Source organism: uncultured Paraglaciecola sp., assembly GCF_913058035.1.
In the GTDB taxonomy this organism is placed as follows: Bacteria; Pseudomonadota; Gammaproteobacteria; order Enterobacterales; family Alteromonadaceae; genus Paraglaciecola.
The window spans coordinates 1-4,501 of record NZ_CAJXPA010000261.1 but is presented as its reverse complement, the minus strand read 5'-3'; the positions used below and the strand labels follow the sequence as shown (position 1 = coordinate 4,501).

The 4,501-nt window shown below is 40.1% G+C and carries 3 protein-coding genes; 2 read left to right on the top strand and 1 reads right to left on the bottom strand.

What is annotated here, in order from left to right:
- Window positions 1-39: 39 nt before the first annotated feature.
- Complete coding sequence (locus tag QZ562_RS19810; protein WP_293764141.1) at window positions 40-1,611, top strand: FAD-dependent oxidoreductase; 1,572 nt, start codon at window positions 40-42, stop codon at window positions 1,609-1,611.
- 940 nt (window positions 1,612-2,551) lie between these two features.
- Here the strand turns inward: QZ562_RS19810 and QZ562_RS19805 are convergent.
- The gene (locus QZ562_RS19805) at window positions 2,552-3,310 is read right to left on the bottom strand and encodes a DeoR/GlpR family transcriptional regulator (protein ID WP_293764139.1); all 759 of its coding nucleotides are present in this window, start codon (window positions 3,308-3,310) and stop codon (window positions 2,552-2,554) included.
- A 189-nt stretch (window positions 3,311-3,499) separates the two neighbouring features.
- On the opposite strand from QZ562_RS19805, the gene glpK reads away from it, so the two are divergent.
- Window positions 3,500-4,501 (top strand): glycerol kinase GlpK (gene glpK, locus QZ562_RS19800; protein ID WP_293764136.1); only part of this gene is annotated, 1,002 nt, incomplete at its 3' end.

Genomic DNA, 4,501 nt, shown 5'->3' with positions numbered 1-4,501 from the left:
AATAATTGTGGAAAACGTGCCCATGGTGTATTTGACGTAGTGATCATTGGTGGAGGTATCAATGGCGCGGTATCAGCGGCTGCGCTAGCCGCAAAAGGGGTGAAGGTAGCACTCATTGATAAAGGTGATTTTGCTGGGTTTACTAGTTCAAATTCGTCGAATTTGGCATGGGGCGGTATCAAATATTTAGAAAGCCATGAATACGGCTTGGTAAATAAATTATGTAAAAGCAGGAATCATTTGATGCGCAGCTATCCTTCGACCGTAAAGGAAATTCGATTCTTTACCAGTATCCAGAAGGGTTTTAGATTTCCACCCTTTTTCATCTATATGGGTACATTAGTTTACTGGCTGATGGGCAGATTTTTTACGCAATTTCCTCAATATCTCAGTGCGAACAAAATTAAAGCCTCAGAAGCAGTGGTCGACACATCTAATGTTAATGCCGGGTTCGAGTACTCAGATAGCTTCTTACTTGATAATGACGCACGCTTTGTTTTTAACTTTATTCGTTCCAGTATGAGTTATGGCTGTATCGCTGCCAACTATGTCAGATCTGAAGGTTCAACTCGTGAAGGTGAGGTCTGGGTAACAAAAGCCAAAGACGAGATGTCCAACAAACAGTTTGAAGTTCGTTCTAAGGTCATCATCAATGCTGCAGGACCTTTTGTTGATCCAATTAATGTAGTCAATGAGCAAACTACAAAGCATAAACATTTGTTCTCAAAAGGCATTCATCTTATTGTCGATAAGATTACAGATAGTAATAAGGTGCTCGCTTTCTTTGCTGATGATGGCAGATTGTTTTTTGTTATTCCTATGGGACCAAAAACCTGTATTGGCACCACAGATACGCAAGTTGAAGATCCCAACACGATAGTAACCGCAGAAGATCGTCAATTTGTATTAGATAACGTCAATAAGTTACTGGTTTTAGACAAACCTCTAACCCAAGAGGATGTAATAGCAGAACGATGTGGTGTTAGACCTTTAGCCATTAAAGGCACTGGTGGCAAGGCTGATTGGGTTCAGTTATCACGAAAACATGCCATTGATACCAACAGTGAACAAAAGTATCTATCTATATTTGGTGGCAAGTTAACTGATTGTATTAATGTAGGTGATGAAGTAGCTGAATTGATTAAAGGATTCGGCATTGAACTTCCATACCAAGATTACAAGTGGTACGGCGAACCAGACGAAACGGTTAAAAATGAGTTTATGCACCGTGCACAGCTAATGAACTTTGATGACTTAACCCCTCCAACATCGACAGAACCGCTAACCAAGCGTTTTTGGCGACGTTACGGTAGAAATGCCATTAATATGTTGGAAAAAATTCGTGAAAATCCTGAAAAAGCTGAACTTCTTATCGAAAACTCTGAATATTTGCGAGTAGAAATCGAGCATGCTGCTGAACGAGAAATGGTGACTAAGTTAGAGGACTTTTTACGTCGCCGTTCAAAAATTTCATTGGTTGTACGTAGGGAAGATATTCTTGCCGCTTCTGGATTAAAGGAAGCCTGCAACATTCTATTTGGAGAAGACGAAGCGCAAGCTAAACTGCAAGAGTATATAGAGTCAACACAGCAGATTTCGCCTAACATGTAGTCGCTGAAACGAAGGTGTTTTGATAGATCTTATTGCGAGTGGGTAAGGTTAAGTTAATGAACTGATTCATAAAATTGGGATGAGCGGGGCATACAAAACAGTGTTTAAGTCACAGAGCGCTTTGCTATATTAAATAGGGGCTATCTTCACATATTCAGTGACAACAGACGGAGTTAGTAAAAGTCCGACTATTCAGTTCGGTTGGTCTGATGTGATGTGATAAGCATACTTAAGTGGCGCTTTAGCACTTTTTGCTCGGCGCTAATGTACAGCAATCACTACAGTACTTAGGTTTGGCCTCTCAGTTTGATCTTCTAAAAGGGAAGTGACGCTATGCATACGGTATTCTCGATACTTTTATTGCTCGAGATCTGCCTCAAGTAACACCAGTAGGGTGGCAATAGTTATGGCGAACCTGTGCCAAGACTTTAATATCGTTTTCAGTACCCTATTAGGGCACTGCCCATGGAATGGTTTTTGACTGTGGTGACTATTGTTAAAACCATATGACGTCTTACCATCAATAGCGACCACATCCCGCAGCAATAAAGGTTGAAATGCCAATCATTTAGTCAATGAAGCGACTCTGAAAGAAGCTGGTTAATACAGGTTATCAAAAGCACAATGATATCCTGCGCAGAAATTCTATTTTCAAACCAGCTGTTTCAGATGAGCGATTCTGGATTAGCGATTACAAAATATTCAATGACCCACCAGCCTTGGCAACAGATAATCTTAAAACAGCCGTCGACTAATAAATAGCTAATTTTTGCTGGTTAAGAAGGAGCGTTAATACCAAAAAAATGACGGGTAAAACGGCAACATGCATGTTGTTGCTGTCCAAAAAAAATATAAGATAATGATTGTTATCTTTGGTCAAATTACCACTATTGGTTAAAAAACAGGTGCTATCAAGTTCTGATTAGTCAGGTGCAAAGGATTAAACTAAATGCAGGGAAACTTTATTGTCTGTGAGGATTTTTTTTATAGGGTCAGGCGGTTCAAGATCGGTATAGAAACGGTTTGCCTGACTTATGTTTGCTAAACTGACCATCGCGCGACGACCAAATTTGGTTCCGTCAGCTGCCAATAGTACTTCTCTCGAATTTTCAATAATTGCCTGGGCAACTCGTACCTCTCGATAATCAAAATCTAACAAAGAGCCATCGGTATCAATACCACTTATTCCGATAATGCCATAATCCATTCGGAAATTTCTAATAAAGCTTTCAGTGGCTTCACCGATAACGCCCCCATCCCTATGCCGCACCTCACCGCCAGCGACGATCACCGAGAAATCTTTTTTGGAACCTAGTATTGCTGCTACATGTAGGTTATTGGTTACAATTTGCAAATCACTATGACCTAGTAAGGCTTGGGCTATAGTTTCTGTCGTCGTACCAATATTAATAAATAAAGAAGCGCCATTAGGGATATCTTGGACTAGGCGTTCAGCTATTTTTTGTTTAGCGGAAAGATCCATTATTTTTCTTGCCTGATAAGCAGTATTAGTGGTGCTAGATATCGTCCCTGCCCCCCCGTGATGGCGAACTATCTTTCGTTGCTCAGAAAGCTCGTTTAAATCCCGCCTAATGGTTTGATGAGTGACGTTAAAATGTTGTGCTAGTTTCTCAATCGAAACGAAGCTTTTTTCATTTATCATCTCCAATATTGCTTCATATCTATGGTGCTGAATCATTACATTAACCCTTTTTTTCAAAAACAGGTGTTACAAGTGAAGTGAACGCTATTGTTCACATTTATCCGTACATTAGCATATTTTGAAACGCTTCGAATCAATCTAATGTTAAAAAGTTGTCAAATGTTTGTTTTGTATGATATAAAACAAATAGTGAACATAATGCAACATTAGGCCTGTTTGATTTACATGAAAGATTATATTTTAGCGATAGATCAAGGAACATCTAGTTCTCGAGCCATCATTTTTGATAGCGAGGGCAAACCGACTGAGATTGCACAAGAAGAGTTCAGTCAACACTTCCCAAAAGATGGTTGGGTTGAACACGAACCCGAAGATATTTGGCAAACGGTACTGAGAACAGTAAAACGTGTGCTTAAAAAAACGGACTTTTCTACTTCAAAAATCAGAACAATTGGTATCACTAACCAGCGTGAAACCACCTTGATTTGGGATCGAAAAACAGGCACACCTGTATACCGAGCAATCGTGTGGCAAGACAGAAGAACCAGTACCTATTGTAAAGAACTTGCAGACGCTGGCTATGAAGAAAAAATAAGTAACAAGACAGGTTTATTGCTCGACCCCTACTTTTCTGCAACGAAGATTAAATGGATACTCGATTCGGTGGCCGGTGCAAGAGAAAAAGCAAACCGAGGCGAATTGGCTTTTGGTACAGTGGATACCTACCTTTTATGGAAGCTTACGGGTGGCAAAGAGCATAAGACAGAAGCGACTAATGCATCAAGAACGATGATATTTAACATCCATACTCAGCAGTGGGATCAAGAGCTACTTGAATTATTTGATATCCCTGCATCTCTTTTACCCGAGGTTAAAGACTCATCCGATGATTTTGGCGCAACAGAAGAACGCTTGTTTGGAACTGTAATCCCCATCAATGGTATGGCAGGTGATCAACAAGCTGCTCTTTTTGGTCAAACCTGTTTCGAAAAAGGAATGGCAAAAAGTACCTACGGTACCGGATGTTTTATGATGGTTAATACGGGGAACGTGGCATTAAAGTCCAGCCATAGATTGCTCACAACTATTGCTTACAGATTAAATGGTAAGCCAACATACGCACTAGAAGGTAGTATCTTTATTGCTGGAGCAACAATCCAATGGTTAAGAGACGGACTAAAAATAATAGCCAACGCCTCTGACGCTGAGTCTCTTGCTGAAAAACAA